This is a genomic window from Streptomyces sp. ISL-43, from assembly GCF_018614195.1.
GTDB lineage: Bacteria > Actinomycetota > Actinomycetes > Streptomycetales > Streptomycetaceae > Streptomyces.
The window spans coordinates 199,955-214,501 of record NZ_JAGGOT010000029.1; the positions used below are offsets into that span (position 1 = coordinate 199,955).

Genomic DNA, 14,547 nt, shown 5'->3' on the forward strand with positions numbered 1-14,547 from the left:
CCGGCTACATCCGGGCCCCGAAGTTCTGCGTCCACCACGGGCCGCCGGCGCCCTGGTGGATGCCCACGCCGATGTCCTTGAAGGAGCAGTTGAGGATGTTCTCGCGGTGCCCCTGGCTCTTCATCCAGGAGTCCATGACCTGCGCCGGGGTCTGCTGCCCCATCGCGATGTTCTCCCCGTAGGTGGACCAGCGGTATCCGGCGGCGGTCGTCCGCTTCCCCGGGTCGGCGCCATCCGGGTTGGTGTGCGAGAAGAAGTCCCGCCGGTCCATGTCGTCGGAGTGCCCCTGGGCGGCCGTACGCAGCTGCGCGTCCTCCTTGAGCGGCCCGCAGCCGGCCGCCGCGCGCTCGGAGTTGACCAGCGAGATCACCTGGGCGGCGGCGGAGCCGCCCGGCGGGGCGGGGGCGGGGGCCTTCGGCGGGGTGGACTTCGGGCTCGGCTTCGGAGCGGGCGGGGGCGTCGGGGTCGGGGTCGGGCTGGGACTCGGGCTCGCACTCGCCGGGGCGGACGGCGACGGGCTCGCACTGGCCCCGGCGCTCGGCGAGGCCGACTCCGACGGCAGCGCGACTCCCGACTCGGGGGCCACGAGCGCGGCCGGCGGGGTCTCGGGCGCGGCGGTACCCGGCCGGGTGACCAGGTAGGCCAGCCCGCCGCCCGCGACACAGGCGGCGAGCACCGCGCCGCCGACCACCCGGCGGCGGCCGCGGGCCCGGCGGACCTTGCGCAGCGAGGCACGGCCCGTGCCGGGGCCGTCCGCCGGGCCGAGGTGCGTGGCCGCTTCGTGGGCGTCGGAGCCGAAGCCAGTGCCGTCGCCGGGCTCTCCCGGACCGGCCGGCTGTCCGGGACCGCCCGCCTGGTCCGGGGCGTACGCCCACGCGTCGGTGGCCTGGCCCACGGGGGCGAAGCCGCCGGTCGCGGCCGACCGTACGGCCGCGAGCAGGGCCACCGAGACCGGTACCAGCGCCAGCCCTGCGAGCAGCCCCTCGGCCGGGACCAGGCCGTTCCACAGACCGGAGCACCGCAGGCACTCGCGGGCGTGCCTGGCCATTCGCTTGCGCCACAGCACCGACGGGACGCCGTCCCAGGCGGCCGCCACGGACCGCAGGCCCTCGCAGGGCGGCTGCGTGCCGAGCGCCCGCTCCACCACCCGGGCCGACTCCAGCTGCGCCTTCATCCGCTGGACCCGTACCGCCGCGTGCTGCGGGGACAGCTCCAGCGCCGCCGCCATCTCCGCGCGCGTCAGCTCCCCGGCGCACTCCAGCCACCACAGCGACAGCAGCGCCCGGTCGTCGGGCTCCAGCCAGCGCGTGGCGCGGGCCGTCTCGCGCCGCTGGCCCTCCAGGTTGAGCCGTACGACGGTCAGGTCCACGAAGTCGGCGCCGGGATCGGCCAGCTCCCAGGCGGCCTCCAGGCCGCTCTCGCCGGGGGCGCTGCGGCGCGCCTGCCAGTGGGCGCGGACGCGGTTCATGGCGATCGCCACCAGCCAGGAACGGAAGCTGGTGTCGTCGCGCAGGCCGCCGAGCCCGTCGAGTGCCCGCAGCATCGTGTCCTGCACCACGTCGTCCACGTCGACGGACCCGTTCAGGGCCCGCCCGACGATGTTGTAGACGAGCGGCAGATATGCGCTGACCAGGTCGTCTTGCGCCCGGGGATCGCCCGCGCGCGCCGCCGCGACCAGCGCTGCCGTGTGCTGAGTGCTCATGTGAAGTCCCTGTCCGTACCGGCGGCCGATGATGCCCAATACCTGGGAGACCGTCGAGAGGGGCTCCGATAACACTTATCCGGAGTATGAATCAGGAGAGGCCCGATCGGGAGCGGCCGCATCCGGAATAAAGGCATCCGAAACGACCGGACCAGGACCGGCCGCATCCGGAGCCGCGGCCGGGGCGAGGCGGGCGGCGAGGGCGTCGAGGTCGGGCAGGAACCAGATGTGGCCGCCCCGGTTCGATTCCCGTACGAGGTCGGGCAGGGCTGAGCTCGCCCGCAAATGGTGTGAGATGTCCCCGAGGACCACCATCCGCAGCCGGTAGTTCACGAACTTCTGCATGATCTCCCCGGCGAGGCCGGTGCTGAGGTCGAAGAAGCGGGCGTCGAGCCGCTCCGCCGGGACGGCGACCACGTCGGCCCGGTAGAAAGCCCCGCCGATCAGCTGGTCGAGCGCGTCCTGCGCGCCGGCGACCCGTGGGCCGTCGGCGGAGCAGACGAGCACCGGTACGCCGTGGTGTTCCACGATGAGGTCAGTCACGGTGAGCCGCCCCCATGCCGTTGCCCGGTCCGAGCACGCCGTCGACCAGGTGCAGCAGATCGGCGGTGGTGGCGGCATCGCCGAGGATTACGATCTTCATTCGGGCCCGCTCCTTGTCGTAGACCGTCTGGACGCGCAGGGGATCGGGGGTGTCCCGAGGGGACTGCGCGGTCGCCGTGACGAGGGTGGCGAGCCGGCTCGCCGCGTCGGGACCGATCGCATCGATCTGCACGATGCTCGACACCTCCACGTGCCGGCGCCCGGCACCCACGGCCGCGTCCGTACCGGCCCCCGTGTCCGCCGGGAGGCTGGTCAGGGCTTCGAAGTCCTCGCGGCTGATCCGGTACTGCTTGCCGATGCGGACGGCTTTCAGCCGGCCGTCGCGGACGTAGTTCCGGACGGTCCGCACATGCAGCCCCAGCCGCTCGGCGACCTCGCCGACCGAGTACAGCTCCTGACCCTCATTCTCCATAGTGCTGAATCTTACCCCATTGGAGGAAGGATAGGGTCCAATAGGGAATGATGAGGAGTGTTGGGGTGATGGGGGATTCTGAGGGGTGCGAGGCGCCAACGCGCCCCGGGGAAATCACTTCGACGACGGGCCGCCGGACTCCTACGCTGGCGCGATGACGGCTCCCCTCCACCCCTCCAAGCCCCGCCCCGGCGACCGGATCGCGGTGCTCTCCCCCTCGGCCGGCCTGCCGGCGCTCTTCCCGCAGCCCTACGAGCTCGGACTGCGCAGGCTCCGCGAGGACTTCGGCCTGAAGCCGGTGGAGTACCCGACGACCCGGAAGAGTGGCGCCACGCCCGAAGAGCGGGCCGCCGACATCCACGCGGCCTTCGCGGACCCCGAGATCAAGGCGGTCATGGCCAGCATCGGCGGCGAGGACCAGATCACCGTGGTCCCGCACCTCGACGCGGGCCTGCTGCGCGCCAACCCGAAGCCCTTCTTCGGCTACAGCGACAACACCAACCTGCTGCTCTTCCTCAGGGACTTGGGGATGGTCGCCTACCACGGCGGCTCGGTGATGGTCGAGCTCGGACGGCCCGGCGCGATGCACCCGCAGACCGCGGACTCCCTGCGGGCGGCGCTGTTCACCTCCGGTGAGTACGAGCTCGCCCCCGCCGAAGCCGCCGGGCACGTCAACGGCCCCTGGGACGACCCGCGCACCTTCGACGCCGAGCCGGAGCTGGAGCCCGCCGACGGCTGGACCTGGCACCAGGGCGACCGGGTGGTCGAGGGGGCCGCCTGGGGCGGCAACCTGGAGATCCTGTCCTGGCTGCTCATGGCCGACCGCGTGGCGCGACCCGTCGAGGCCCACGCCGGCGACGTGCTCTTCCTGGAGACCTCGGAAGAGATGCCGCGGGCCGAGGAGGTCTACCGGATCCTGCGCGGCATGGGCGAGCGCGGACTGCTGCGGCAGTTCCCGGCCCTGCTCATGGGCCGTGCGAAGAGCTGGTCCTTCGAGAACCGGCTCGGCCCCGAGGAGCGGCGGCGCCACCGCCGCGAGCAGCGCGAGGCCGTCCTGAGGGCGCTGGGCGAGTACGCCCCCGGCACCATGGCCGTGTTCGACGTGGACCTCGGCCACACCGACCCGCAGGTCGTCATCCCCGTCGGAGGCCGCGTCCGGGTGGACGGCCCGGCCCGCCGCGTCTTCGTCACGTACTGACAGCACCTCTGACGCCACCTGACGAACATCCCGCGCGAGTCGGTCCGTTGGGGTAGCCGGATCCGCGTCCGGGGTGACAATGGAACTCCCACGGGACGTGTTGGGGGCGGCATGTCGGCGTTGCTCTTACGGGGGTCCGGCCGGGCGCGGGGCTGGGTCGGATACCTCGGCGCGGTCGGGCTCGGCGCGGGTGCGGTGGCGCTGGCGACGGTCTGGACCTCGGGGCCCTGGGCCGCCGGCATCGGCGCGGCGGTCACCGCGCTGTCCGGGCTGGCGGCCGAGCGGATGCGGCCCGAGGAAGGCGCCGGAGCCCTGGGCGCCGGGGAGGTCCTGCGCACGGCGGGCGGCCGGATCCCGCTGCTGCGCGACGTGGACCGGCCCGAACTGGCCGGAGTCCACCCGGCCGAGGCCCCGGGCACACCGCCCGCGTACATCGAGCGCGACGCCGAACCGAGGCTGCGCTCCGCCCTGGAGCACTCCCGCTTCGTCCTCGTGGTGGGGGAGTCCACGGCGGGCAAGACCCGGCTCGCCTACGAGGTCGCCCGCACCCGCTACCCCCGGCACACCTTCGTCCGCCCGCTCTCCCGCACCGCGCTGCCCGAGGCCGTACGCATCGCCGCGCGGCGGCGGCGCGCCGTGCTGTGGCTGGACGACCTGGAGGACTACCTCGGCGCGGGCGGCCTCACCGCCGCCCAACTGGCCGCCCTGGACCCGGCGGTGACGATCGCGACGATCAGGGTCCAGGAGTACCGGCGCTACGACGCCCGCGAGGAGAGCCGGCTCACCGGCTCCGACCGGGACGCCTGGCGGGCCCAGCGCGATCTGCTCCAGCAGGCCCACGTCATCCGCCTGCCCCGGCACTGGTCCGAGCGGGAGCGCCGCCGGGCCGCCGCGCACCAGGGCGATCCCCGGATCGGGGCCGCGCTGCGCGCGGGGGAGCGGTTCGGGGTCGCCGAAGTCCTGGCCGCCGGTCCCGAGCTGCTGGCGTCCTGGGAGAACGGCTGGGCTCCGGGCGCCAATCCGCGCGGCGCCGCCGTGGTCGCGGCGGCGGTGGACTGCCGCCGGGCCGGACTGCGCCGCCCGGTGAGCCGGGAGTGGCTGCGCGAGCTGCACGCCCCGTACCTGGCGGCCAGGGGCGGCGGCGACCTCCAGCCCGAGCCCTTCGCGGAGGCCATGGACTGGGCCTGCGTGGCCGCCTACGCCACGAGCGGGCTGCTGATCGGCAACTACGGCGCCGGATTCACCGCGTTCGACTACCTGTTGAACGCGCCGGGCCACGGCCCGGTCCCCGATCACCTGTGGCGCGGCCTGCTGGCCCGGGTGGAGCCCGCCGACGCCTACGACATGGGCCTCGTCGCCCACCAGGACGGCCGCCTCGCGCGAGCCGTCGAAGCCCTCGACCTCGCCGCGCGCGGCGGCGTCCCCGGCGCCGAACTGCCCCTGGCCATCGCCATCGGGGACTCCGGGAAGCCGAGCCGGGCCGCCGCCGACCTCGCCGGGATCGCCCGCCGGCGCACCGACCGGCTCGGTCCACGGCATCCCGACACCCTGGCAGCCCGGCACCAACTCGCCTTCTTCGTCGGAGAGTCCGGCAACCTCAGGGCGGCGGCGGCCCGGTTCGCCGAGCTGCTCACCGACGCCGGGGAAGTCCTGGGACCCGACCACCCGGACACCCTGGCGGCCCGCCACCAGCTGGCCTACTTCACCGGGGAGGCCGGCGATCCCCGTGCGGCGGTCCGCCAGTTGGAGGCTCTGCTGGCGGACCGGCTGCGCGTACACGGTCCGGGCCACCCGCAAGTTCTGGCGACCCGGCGCGGCCTGATCTGGTTCCGGCCGGGCGATCCGGCCGACACGGAGCGGGAGTTGGCGCAGCTGCTCGCCGAGGCCGAAGCCGTCGAGGGGATCGGGCCCGACGATCCGCACACCCTCGCCATCCGTGGGAGCCGGGCGGCGCTGGCCGCCCGCGCCGGGCGCACCGCCGAGGCGGCCGAGGCCTGGGCGGCGCTCACCGCCGACCGGACCCGGGTGCTCGGGTCGGACCACCCGCACGTGTTCTACTCCCGGCTGGAGTGGGCCCGGGCGCTGACCGCCCAGGGCCGCACCGCCGAGGCCCGTGCGCTCCTGACCGGCGCGCTGGAGCGGGCGCGGTCCGTCCTGGAACCGGGGCACCGGCACCTGCGGACCGCCCGCGAGCTGCTGGCCCGCCTCGCCGACCCGGCCGGGCGCGAGGACTCGTAAGCCGGGCAAGGAGGCGCGTAAGCCGGTGCGAGGATTCGTACATCCCGCGCGAGGGCCCGTACGGCGGGCCGGGCCGCTCACAGCAGCGGGGTCAGCGCCGCTGTGGCCGCTCGCAGGGCGGGGGCGTAGGCCTCGATCTCCTCGCGGGAGACCAGGAAGGTGACGGTGGTGACGCTGACGCCGCCGATCGGGCGGCCCGCCGGCCCGAGGATCACGGCGCCGATACAGCGGATGGTGGACTCGTTCTCCTCGTCGTCCAAGGCGAACCCCCGCGCCCGCACCGCCGCGAGCTCGGCCTCCAGCGCCCGCATGGTGGTGAGGGTGTTCGGCGTCCGGCGCGGCAGCCCGGCGGCGGAGACCAGTTCGCGGACCTCGGCCCCGGGCAGGTGGGCCAGGATGCTCTTGCCGATCGCGGTCGTGTGCAGCGGCATCCGCATGCCGACGCGCGAGGCGGTCCGGAACGGCTGGTCGCTCTCCAGCTTCCGGATGTAGGTGATGGTCTCCCCGCTGTGCAGGGCCAGGTGGACCGCCTGCCCGGTGGACTGCTGGAGCTCGCGCAGGATCTGCTCGATGCTGGCCGGCTCCCCGCCGCTGACCAGCGCGGACAGTCCGCGCAGCCGCGGGCCCACGCCGTAGCGGCTCTCGCCCTCGGGGCGTACGAAGCCCTGCTCGATCAGCGAGGCCAGGATGCGGAAGGTGCTCGACTTGGGCACCGCGGCCGCCGCCATCACGTCGGTGAGCCGGTGTGGGCCGCCGGGTGCGGCGACCGCCTCCAGGATCCGCATCGACTTTTCCAGCGCCGTGCCCGCCTCCGAGGTCCGTCCACCGCGCGCGGCGCCTTCGGCCTCCGGGTTGCCGGGCTTCTCGTCCGTGGGCACGCGATCTCCGTCGATGGGTAAGGTCTGCACCAGCAGTTCCGGTACACGATACCAAGTTCCACTACGTGGAACAAATGGAGGATTCTTTGTCCTGCCACCCGTACGCGGCCATCACCGCGCAGTGCCTGCTGCCGGTCCTGCGCGACGCCGACGCCGACGAGGCAGTCCGCCACACCACCGCCCTGCTCGCCGCCGGCTGCCGCGCGGTCGAGCTCACCACCTCCACGCCCGGCTGGGCCGGGGCCGTCGCCCGCACCGCACGGCTCACCGACGCCCACGGCCGCCCCGCGCTCATCGGCGTCGGCACCGTCACCACCGCCGAGGCCGCGGAAACCGCCCTCGGTGCGGGCGCCGCCTTCCTCGTCTCCCCCTATCCGGCTCCCGAGGTCCGCGAGGTCGCCGTGGCGCGCGGGGCCGTCTTCATCGAAGGCGGCTTCACCCCAGGCGAGATCGCCCACGCCGTCCGGTCCGCCGGCGCCGCGAAGGTCTTCCCCGCGCACGTGGGCGGCACCCGGTTCATCCGCTCCGTCAAGGCCGTCCTCCCCGACGCCCTGATCATCCCGACCGGCGGCATAGCACCGGGCGAGGTCCGCGAGTGGCTCGCCGCCGGGGCCGCCGCGGTCGGCATAGGCAACGGCCTGCCGGCCGATCCGGCCGAACTGGCAGCCCTCTTCGCGGACCTGGCCCGGCCCTGCTGCGGCGACTGCGCCGGTACGGAGCCGCGACCGTGACCGGGCCCGGGCCCGGACCCGTGCCCGCGGCCGCGGCCGCGTCCGAGGGGTACGACGTGCTCGTCCTCGGTGAGGTCCTCGTCGAGATCCACGCCGGCAGCGCCCTGCGGGACGCTGCCGACGGCACCCCCGCACGCATCTCGTACTCGGGCGACGCCCTCAACGCCGCGGCCGCCGCCGTCGCCGCCGGAGCCCGCACCGCCCTGCTCGCCGTCGTCGGCGAGGACGAGCTGAGCGCCCCGCTGCTGGCCCGCGCCGCCGAGCTCGGCGTGGACGTCTCCCACGTCCGCCGCTCCCCGCGCCCCAACGGCGCCTACCTGCTCTGCGCCGACACCGAAGGCGACCGCGCGTTCGTGTACTGGCGCACCGGCAGCGCCGGTTCGACCCTCAGCGTGGAACACGTGGAGTCCTGGCGGGAGTTGCTGACCGGCTGCAAGGCCCTCATCACCAGCGGAATCACCGGCGCGCTGTCACCGAGCAGCCGGGACGCCGTACTGGCCGCCGCGCAGACCGTCCACGAGTCCGGCGGCCACCTCTCCTACGACCCCAACTTCCGCTCCCGCCTCACCAGTCGGGGCGAGGCCCGCGAGCTGCTGGCCCGCGTCGCCCCGCTGACCGGGCTGCTGAAGACCTCCTGCCCGGCCGACGCGCTGGCCATGGTCGACACCGACGACCCGGCCGAGGCCGCCGCCCGCTACCGGGCGCTGGGCGCCCGCAGCGTCGTGGTCACCGCGGGCGCCGACCGGCTGCTCCTGTCCGACGGGACGGCCGACGGGGCAGCCGACGGGACGGCCGACGGGGCAGCCGACGGGACGGCCGACGGGACGGCCGACGGGGCAGCCGACGGGACGGCCGGTGGCGTGGACGGCCGCACGGGGGCGACGTACCTGCCCGTCCCCGTCAACCCCGACCCCGTCGACGCGACCGGCGCCGGGGACTGCTTCACCGGTACCGCCACGGCCCGGCTCGCCCTGGGCGACACCCTCGCGGACGCCGTCGCTTACGGCATGGCGGCCGCCTCCCTCTCGGTGTCCGGCCGAGGGGGCACCGGACGCGTTCCCGCCTTCACCGAGACGGCGGCCCTGGCCGCCGCACACCGTCGGCCGGCAAGCCGGCCGACCGCCACGGCGCCCGGTCCGTCCCCGCGACCGGCACTCTGATCCGGGGCGCGCGGTAGGCCGGGGCAGCCGCCGCCCGTCCGTGCGCCCACGGGCCTGACGACCCGTGGGCGTACGGGCCTGCGGCTCTACGCCGCTTCGAGCAGCGCGATCTCCTCGGGCGACAGCCGCAGCGTCCCGGCGGCGATGTTCTCCGCCAGGTGGTCCGGGTTCCCGGTGCCCGGGATGGCCAGGACGTGCGCGCCCCGGCTCATCGTCCACGCGAGGCGCAGCTGGGCCGGTGACACACCGTGGACCCGCGCGAGTGCGCGTACCGCCGCGCCGTCCTCGGAGACCGCCCCGGCCTCCTTGCCGGCGCCCGCGATCGCGAAGAAGGGGACGAAGGCGATCCCCTGCTCCCCGCACGCGTCGAGGAAGGCGTGCTCCCCGTCCGGGGACCCGATCCCGTAGGCGTTCTGCACGCACACCACGGGTGCGATGGCGCGCGCCTCGGCGAGGTGGTCGGGACGTACGTTGGACACGCCCAAGTGCCGGATCAGCCCGGCCGTGCGCAGTTCGGCGAGCGCCCCGAAGTGCTCGGCGATCGAACCGGTCTCCGCCTGGCGCGGGACGCGGAGGTTGACCACGTCCAGGTGGTCGCGGCCCAGCTGGCGCAGGTTCTCCTCGACCTGCCCGCGCAGCTGCTCGGGCGTGGCCCACCACCACTCGCCGGACGGATCGCGGCCCGGCCCGACCTTGGTCGTGATGACCAGGTCGTCGGCGTAGGGGGCGAGGGCCCGGTTGATGAGCTCGTTGGCGGAGCGGGTCGGGGAGAAGTAGAACGCGGCGGTGTCGATGTGGTTGACCCCCAGCTCGACCGCCCGCCTGAGGAGGCCCGTCACCCGGTCCCGGTCGCTGGGGGAGCCGTCGGCGAGGTGGGTGAGCCGCATCGAGCCGAAGCCGACGCGGCGGACGGTGAGGTCGCCGAGCCGCCAGGTGCCGGAGTCGGCGGCGTTGATCCGGTCGGAAGAAGTCATCCGGTGATGATATCCGGGTCCGGGAACTCGTCCTCGGCGTACCACTCCTCCTCCTGCCTCCTCTTCTCCTCCTCGGTGTACTCCTCCTCGACGTGGGCGGCGGGGTCCGTCACCCAGCCCGCGGCGAGCACCAGGCGGGAGGTCCGGTGGACGGCGACGAAGCCGAAAGGGCGGTCGAAGGTCACTTGGGCGCGGCGAACGCGGTACCTCAGCCGGGGCATGGCACAGCCGGCCGCGCCAAGGACCACGGCCGTCACGGCGGCGGCTTCGAAGCCCTCCGCGTGGAAGCGCGCCAGGGCCGACTGCCGGGCCGAGGCGACGGCCAGGTACGCGCTGCTGATGCCGGGGAAATGACCGGACCGGTCGTCCGAGGCGCTCTCCAGGCCGAACAGCGAGGCGGGGGTGAGGAGATCGTGCTCGGCGCGCACGTCGAAGGCCACCGTCGCGATGTCCAGCCGGTGTCGGGGTTCCGTCGAGCCGACCGTGCCGATGCGCAGGCCCGGCCCCGGGTTCCCCTCGGGGAGCAGGCTCGCGCCCGTCGAGGGAACGGCCCGGGTGACGGTCGCGATGCCGGATCGGAGGGTCTGACCCGGCGGGGCCTGCGGCTCGCCCAGGACCAGGTGGACGTCCACGCCGCCGTCGCCCACCACCTCCAGCACGGTCACCGGCCCGGTCGGCGCCTGTGCGACGCGGACCCGGTCCAGCAGGGCCGTGCTGCGGCGCAGACCGAGCAACGGGCGATGGACCCAGGGGCCTTCCTCGGGCATGGCGAAGCAGGGCTCGAAGGGCTGGATCCACCGCAAGCGCAGTGCCAGCGCGGAGGCGAGCACGAGGCGGGTGTCCTCGTCGAGGTGGACCGGCATCTTCTCGACGAGCCCGCCGGTGCGGTCGGAGGCCCAGGCGTCCAGGGCCTCGCGGTCGGTGTCGCCGTCACCGGTCAGGGTGCCCCGGGTCCCGGCCGGGAGCCGGTCCGTCCAGCGCTCCTCCAGCGGGAGTTCCCGCCGCGCCCACAGGCCGGTGGCCGCGCGCAGGCCCCGTACGCCGCCCAGTGCGCTCAGCAGCTCCCGGGCGGCTTCGGCGGCCGCCTCGGCGGGTATGCCGAGCGCCTCGGCCAGCTCGGTGCGGGCCGGGCCGCCGGCGCCGTCGGCGAGCAGGGCCAGCAACGGCCAGACTCCGGCGGCCGTGAACACGGTGCCCGCGCCGTCCTTCGCCGCGTGCCCGGCCCAGCGTGTGGTGAGGGCGTTGACCGCCCGTACCGTCGAGATCCTCATGGGCGGGAGACTACGGGTTGGTGCGCCGCCGGGACGGGTCGATTTCCGCGGCCCGGCGGCGCTGTTCGGGGTGGCTGTCAGCAGCCGGGTCAGCGGCCGGTCAGTGGCCGCGCAGGCCCTGGTCGACCGCTGTCATCAGCTCACCGTCGGCGGTGTCCGCGTCCAGGGACCAGAACATCGCGCCGCCGAGGCCCTCTTCGCGGATGTACCGGGTCTTGGCGCGCAGCACCTGCGGGTCGTCGTACGTCCACAGGGTGGTGCCGTCGAACAGCCAGGCACTGCCGGCGCGCCGGTCCCGGAACACCTTGTAACCACCCGAGTCAGCAAGCTTCTTGAGTGCCTTGTAGTCCTCGTACCCGGCCGACCAGGTGGCCGGAGCCGGGCCCGTCGCGGGCTGCCCCATGCCGTCCCCGCCGCCGCTGACGCCGGTCCAGCCCTGCCCGTAGAAGGGCATGCCCATCACCAGTTTGCCCGCGGGTGCGCCGCGCCGCTTCCACGCGTCCACCGTGCCGTCGACGCTGAAGTCGTCACGGGCGTACAGCGCGGACTGCTGGGCGGTGGTCGTCTCGCCGGAGACGTGGAAGTCGTAACCCTGGAGGGTCACGAAGTCGAGGTCTCGCATGATCCGTCGGACGTCGAAGCCCGCGTCGATCTTGGCGGGGGCGGTCGGGACGAAGGCCGTCAGCTCGTACTTCGCCTTCCGCTTCTGGCTTCGCGCGTAGGCGTCGAGCTGCGAGCGGAACTCGCCCACCAGCGCGGCGAAGTTCTTCTTGTCCTCGGGGCGGTAGGTGGTGTCGGAGTCGCCGGCCGAGCCGGGCCACTCCCAGTCGAGGTCGATGCCGTCGAAGATGCCGGCGGCCGAGCCCGCGCCGCCTCGGGTGCCGTCCTGCGGAAGGTTGCCCTTGATGTACAGGTCGATGCAGGAGGCCACGAGGGCCTTGCGGGAGGCCGGGGTGAGCGCGGCGTCCGAGAAGTGCGTGGACCAGCTCCAACCACCCAGCGAGAGCAGGACTTTGAGGCCTGGGTGCATGGCCTTGAGCTCGCGCAGCTGGTTGAAGTTGCCGGCGACCGGCTGTTCCCGGTCGTCGGCGACGCCGTCCACGGAGTTCTCCGCGTCCAGCGGGCGGACGTAGTCGGCCCAGGCGTCGGCCTCGCCGGGAACGCTGCCGGTGAAGCACTTTCCGTCCGCGCTGATGTTGCCGAAGGCGTAGTTGATGTGCGTGAGCTTGCTCGCGCTGCCGTTCTTCTCCAGGTCCTGGACCTGGAAGTCCCGCCCGTAGACGCCCCATTGGGTGAAGTAGCCGACCCTCTTGTACGAGCGGTCGTGCCCGGAGCCCCCGTGGCCGGAGCCGTCGTGGGCGGGGGCGAAGGCGGTCAGCAGGGAGAGGGAGCAGGCGGCGACGGCCAGCCTGCCGAGCATGCTGCGGCGCATGGGCTTCCTTTGCGGATGCGGTGAGTGGTGCCGGGGCGCGTGCGCTGTGCATGCGGAAACTATTGGTCTGGACCAGAGTGGGTCAAGGGGGCGGGGGAGATCCGCCGGGCGCCGACGCTCGGCGAGGGGTCAGGACAGGCTCCACTGCCCGACGTCGTCGGCGAGGCCGCCGTTCAGGGCGAACTGGACCGCGGCGAGACCCGCGTCCTTCGGCAGCCGGAAGGTGACGGAGCCGCTCGCCGTACCGCCGGGGCTGAGCGTGACGGTCTCGGGGAAGGCGGCGCCGGCCTCGGTCGGCGTGTTGAGGCCGGTGAACCGGCGGCCCAGGGAGTCCAGCAGATGCGCGGATGGCGCCGGGGAGTCCTTGTACACGGCGGTCCCGGTGTTCTCCAGGCGGAATCGTACGGAGACCAGCCGGTCGGCGTCGTCGGGCGCGGGGGCCGCCGGGTCGACCACCTGGGTGAGGGTCACGTCCAGCCGCTCGCCCGGTGCGTCGCCGGTGAGGGAGATGGTCTCTCCGGAACGGGCGGCCGGGCCCGCGCCCAGGAGGGCCGGACCCAGGAGCAGGGCCGCGGCGAGGGCGGCCCGGCGGCGTGCGGGGCGTGCGGGGTGTGCGCGGCGTGCGCGGCGTGCGCCCGGGCGGTGTTCGTCCGAGTGGGGCTCGCCCGTGCGGTGTTCGTCCGGGCGGGGCAGGGCGGAACCCGCTGCTCCACGGCTCACGCAGCCCACGATCCTCCGGGCCGCCCGGTCCCGCCACCCGCGCTCGCCGCGCCGGTCCTCGTAGCCTGGCGGCATGCTCTCCCTCACCGCGCAGGACCCGCTCGCCGTCGCCGTCACGGCCGCGATCCGGGACGGCGACCTCGACCGGCTCCGGCGGCTGTTGGCCGCGCACCCCGGGCTCGCCGGGGGCCGGATCGTCCAGCGGGGCGAGGCGGCGGGCGAGCGGAACCTGCTGCACATCGCCGTGGACTGGCCCGGGCACTACCCGCGGACGGCGGAGGTGATCCGTACCCTCGCCGCCGCCGGGGCCGACCCGGGGGCCCGGTTCGTCGGCTCGCACCCGGAGACCCCGCTGCACTGGGCCGCGAGCAACGACGACGTCGCCGCGCTCGACGCCCTCGTCGAGGCGGGCGCCGACATCGAGGCCCCGGGCGCGGTGCTCGGCGGCGGCAGCCCGCTGGCCGACGCGACCGGCTTCGGCCAGTGGCGTACGGCGCGCCGCCTCATCGACCTCGGCGCGCGCCCCTCCCTGCGGGACGCGGCCACCCTCGGACTGCTCGGCCCGGTCCGGGAGTTCGTGGCCGCTGGGGCGGATCCCGAGGAGGTCACCAGCGCCTTCTGGGGCGCGTGCCACGGAGCCCGGCTGTCCACAGCCCAATACTTGTTGTCTCAAGGCGCGGACATCAACTGGATCGGCTACGGCGACCTGACCCCCCTCGATATCGCACTGACCAGCGAAGATGCCCCTCTCATCGACTGGCTCCGGTCCAGCGGCGCCCGAACCGGCGACGAAATTCCCCGCCGTTGACCACCGAATTCAGTGGATCTTCGGCGAGCGCCATGGCATGGTTGGTCTCACCGAAGGGGTGTAGCTCAGCTGGTCAGAGCGCTGGTCTCCAAAACCAGATGTCGCAGGTTCGACTCCTGCCACCCCTGCAGAGTGAAATAGCAGGTGAGACCCTGTTTTTGACCCCTCGACCGTGATCGGTCGGGGGGTCTTCTCGTGATCGAGTCCACTAAGGGTCCACACGCCCCACGAAGCGGCCTCTGTCATCACCCATTCGGGGGGTCACAACTGGCAGATCATCGGGTTGGAGTGCAGCCACGAGTGGGGCCGGCGCTACTCCCCATGCGCCAGATGTACGCCGCTCGGAATCTGGAAGTTCAGGTGGGGAAGACCCGGCTCTCAAGCAGAGACCCCCAGCGCGTTACGCCGGGGGGTTCTCTC

The 14,547-nt window shown here is 74.1% G+C and carries 13 protein-coding genes and 1 tRNA gene; 6 read left to right on the top strand and 8 right to left on the bottom strand.

Annotated features, from left to right (window positions below; all coding sequences use genetic code 11):
• Positions 1-4: 4 nt before the first annotated feature.
• The 3 genes from J7F03_RS17045 to J7F03_RS17055 all read right to left on the bottom strand — a co-directional run bounded on the left by J7F03_RS17045 (position 5) and on the right by J7F03_RS17055 (position 2,717).
• Positions 5-1,702: a sigma-70 family RNA polymerase sigma factor gene (locus tag J7F03_RS17045; protein WP_214950284.1), complete on the bottom strand. Its 1,698-nt coding sequence runs from the start codon at positions 1,700-1,702 to the stop codon at positions 5-7.
• A 75-nt stretch (positions 1,703-1,777) separates the two neighbouring features.
• On the bottom strand, positions 1,778-2,245 hold the full coding sequence (locus tag J7F03_RS17050; protein WP_214950285.1) for a DUF4180 domain-containing protein: 468 nt from the start codon (positions 2,243-2,245) through the stop codon (positions 1,778-1,780).
• Positions 2,238-2,717, bottom strand: a complete 480-nt coding sequence (locus J7F03_RS17055) for a helix-turn-helix domain-containing protein (protein WP_214950287.1) — start codon at positions 2,715-2,717, stop codon at positions 2,238-2,240. The genes J7F03_RS17050 and J7F03_RS17055 overlap by 8 nt, the downstream gene beginning before the upstream one ends.
• Before the next feature lie 154 nt (positions 2,718-2,871).
• Between J7F03_RS17055 and J7F03_RS17060 the strand changes: the two genes are divergently transcribed.
• The gene (locus tag J7F03_RS17060; RefSeq protein ID WP_214950289.1) at positions 2,872-3,915 is read left to right on the top strand and encodes a S66 peptidase family protein; all 1,044 of its coding nucleotides are present in this window, start codon (positions 2,872-2,874) and stop codon (positions 3,913-3,915) included.
• A gap of 111 nt (positions 3,916-4,026) precedes the next feature.
• Positions 4,027-6,153, top strand: a complete 2,127-nt coding sequence (locus tag J7F03_RS17065) for a tetratricopeptide repeat protein (protein ID WP_214950290.1) — start codon at positions 4,027-4,029, stop codon at positions 6,151-6,153.
• Between the two features lie 77 nt (positions 6,154-6,230).
• Here J7F03_RS17065 and J7F03_RS17070 read toward each other — a convergent pair whose 3' ends face one another.
• Entirely contained in the window at positions 6,231-7,031 is an 801-nt protein-coding gene (locus tag J7F03_RS17070; protein WP_214950291.1) for an IclR family transcriptional regulator, read from the bottom strand.
• A gap of 74 nt (positions 7,032-7,105) precedes the next feature.
• Here J7F03_RS17070 and J7F03_RS17075 point away from each other — a divergent pair, with 74 nt between their 5' ends.
• Together J7F03_RS17075 and J7F03_RS17080 are read left to right on the top strand one after the other, a co-directional pair.
• Positions 7,106-7,762 carry a bifunctional 4-hydroxy-2-oxoglutarate aldolase/2-dehydro-3-deoxy-phosphogluconate aldolase gene (locus J7F03_RS17075; RefSeq protein WP_251072029.1) on the top strand — a complete coding sequence of 219 codons (657 nt, stop codon included), beginning with the start codon at positions 7,106-7,108 and terminating at the stop codon, positions 7,760-7,762.
• Entirely contained in the window at positions 7,759-8,922 is a 1,164-nt protein-coding gene (locus J7F03_RS17080) for a PfkB family carbohydrate kinase (protein ID WP_214950292.1), read from the top strand. Before J7F03_RS17075 ends, J7F03_RS17080 begins: the two co-directional genes overlap by 4 nt.
• Before the next feature lie 86 nt (positions 8,923-9,008).
• Here J7F03_RS17080 and J7F03_RS17085 read toward each other — a convergent pair whose 3' ends face one another.
• The 4 genes from J7F03_RS17085 to J7F03_RS42010 all read right to left on the bottom strand — a co-directional run bounded on the left by J7F03_RS17085 (position 9,009) and on the right by J7F03_RS42010 (position 13,319).
• Positions 9,009-9,896 carry an aldo/keto reductase gene (locus tag J7F03_RS17085; RefSeq protein ID WP_214950293.1) on the bottom strand — a complete coding sequence of 296 codons (888 nt, stop codon included), beginning with the start codon at positions 9,894-9,896 and terminating at the stop codon, positions 9,009-9,011.
• Positions 9,893-11,167 carry a serpin family protein gene (locus tag J7F03_RS17090; protein WP_214950294.1) on the bottom strand — a complete coding sequence of 425 codons (1,275 nt, stop codon included), beginning with the start codon at positions 11,165-11,167 and terminating at the stop codon, positions 9,893-9,895. The genes J7F03_RS17085 and J7F03_RS17090 overlap by 4 nt, the downstream gene beginning before the upstream one ends.
• Before the next feature lie 100 nt (positions 11,168-11,267).
• Positions 11,268-12,599: a glycoside hydrolase family 18 protein gene (locus tag J7F03_RS17095; protein WP_214950297.1), complete on the bottom strand. Its 1,332-nt coding sequence runs from the start codon at positions 12,597-12,599 to the stop codon at positions 11,268-11,270.
• A gap of 129 nt (positions 12,600-12,728) precedes the next feature.
• Positions 12,729-13,319, bottom strand: a complete 591-nt coding sequence (locus tag J7F03_RS42010) for a hypothetical protein (protein WP_285440457.1) — start codon at positions 13,317-13,319, stop codon at positions 12,729-12,731.
• Positions 13,320-13,392: 73 nt separating this feature from the next.
• Here J7F03_RS42010 and J7F03_RS17105 point away from each other — a divergent pair, with 73 nt between their 5' ends.
• Together J7F03_RS17105 and J7F03_RS17110 are read left to right on the top strand one after the other, a co-directional pair.
• Positions 13,393-14,127 carry an ankyrin repeat domain-containing protein gene (locus J7F03_RS17105; protein ID WP_214950298.1) on the top strand — a complete coding sequence of 245 codons (735 nt, stop codon included), beginning with the start codon at positions 13,393-13,395 and terminating at the stop codon, positions 14,125-14,127.
• A gap of 54 nt (positions 14,128-14,181) precedes the next feature.
• A tRNA-Trp gene (locus J7F03_RS17110) sits at positions 14,182-14,255 on the top strand.
• The last annotated feature ends 292 nt before the right edge of the window (positions 14,256-14,547 follow it).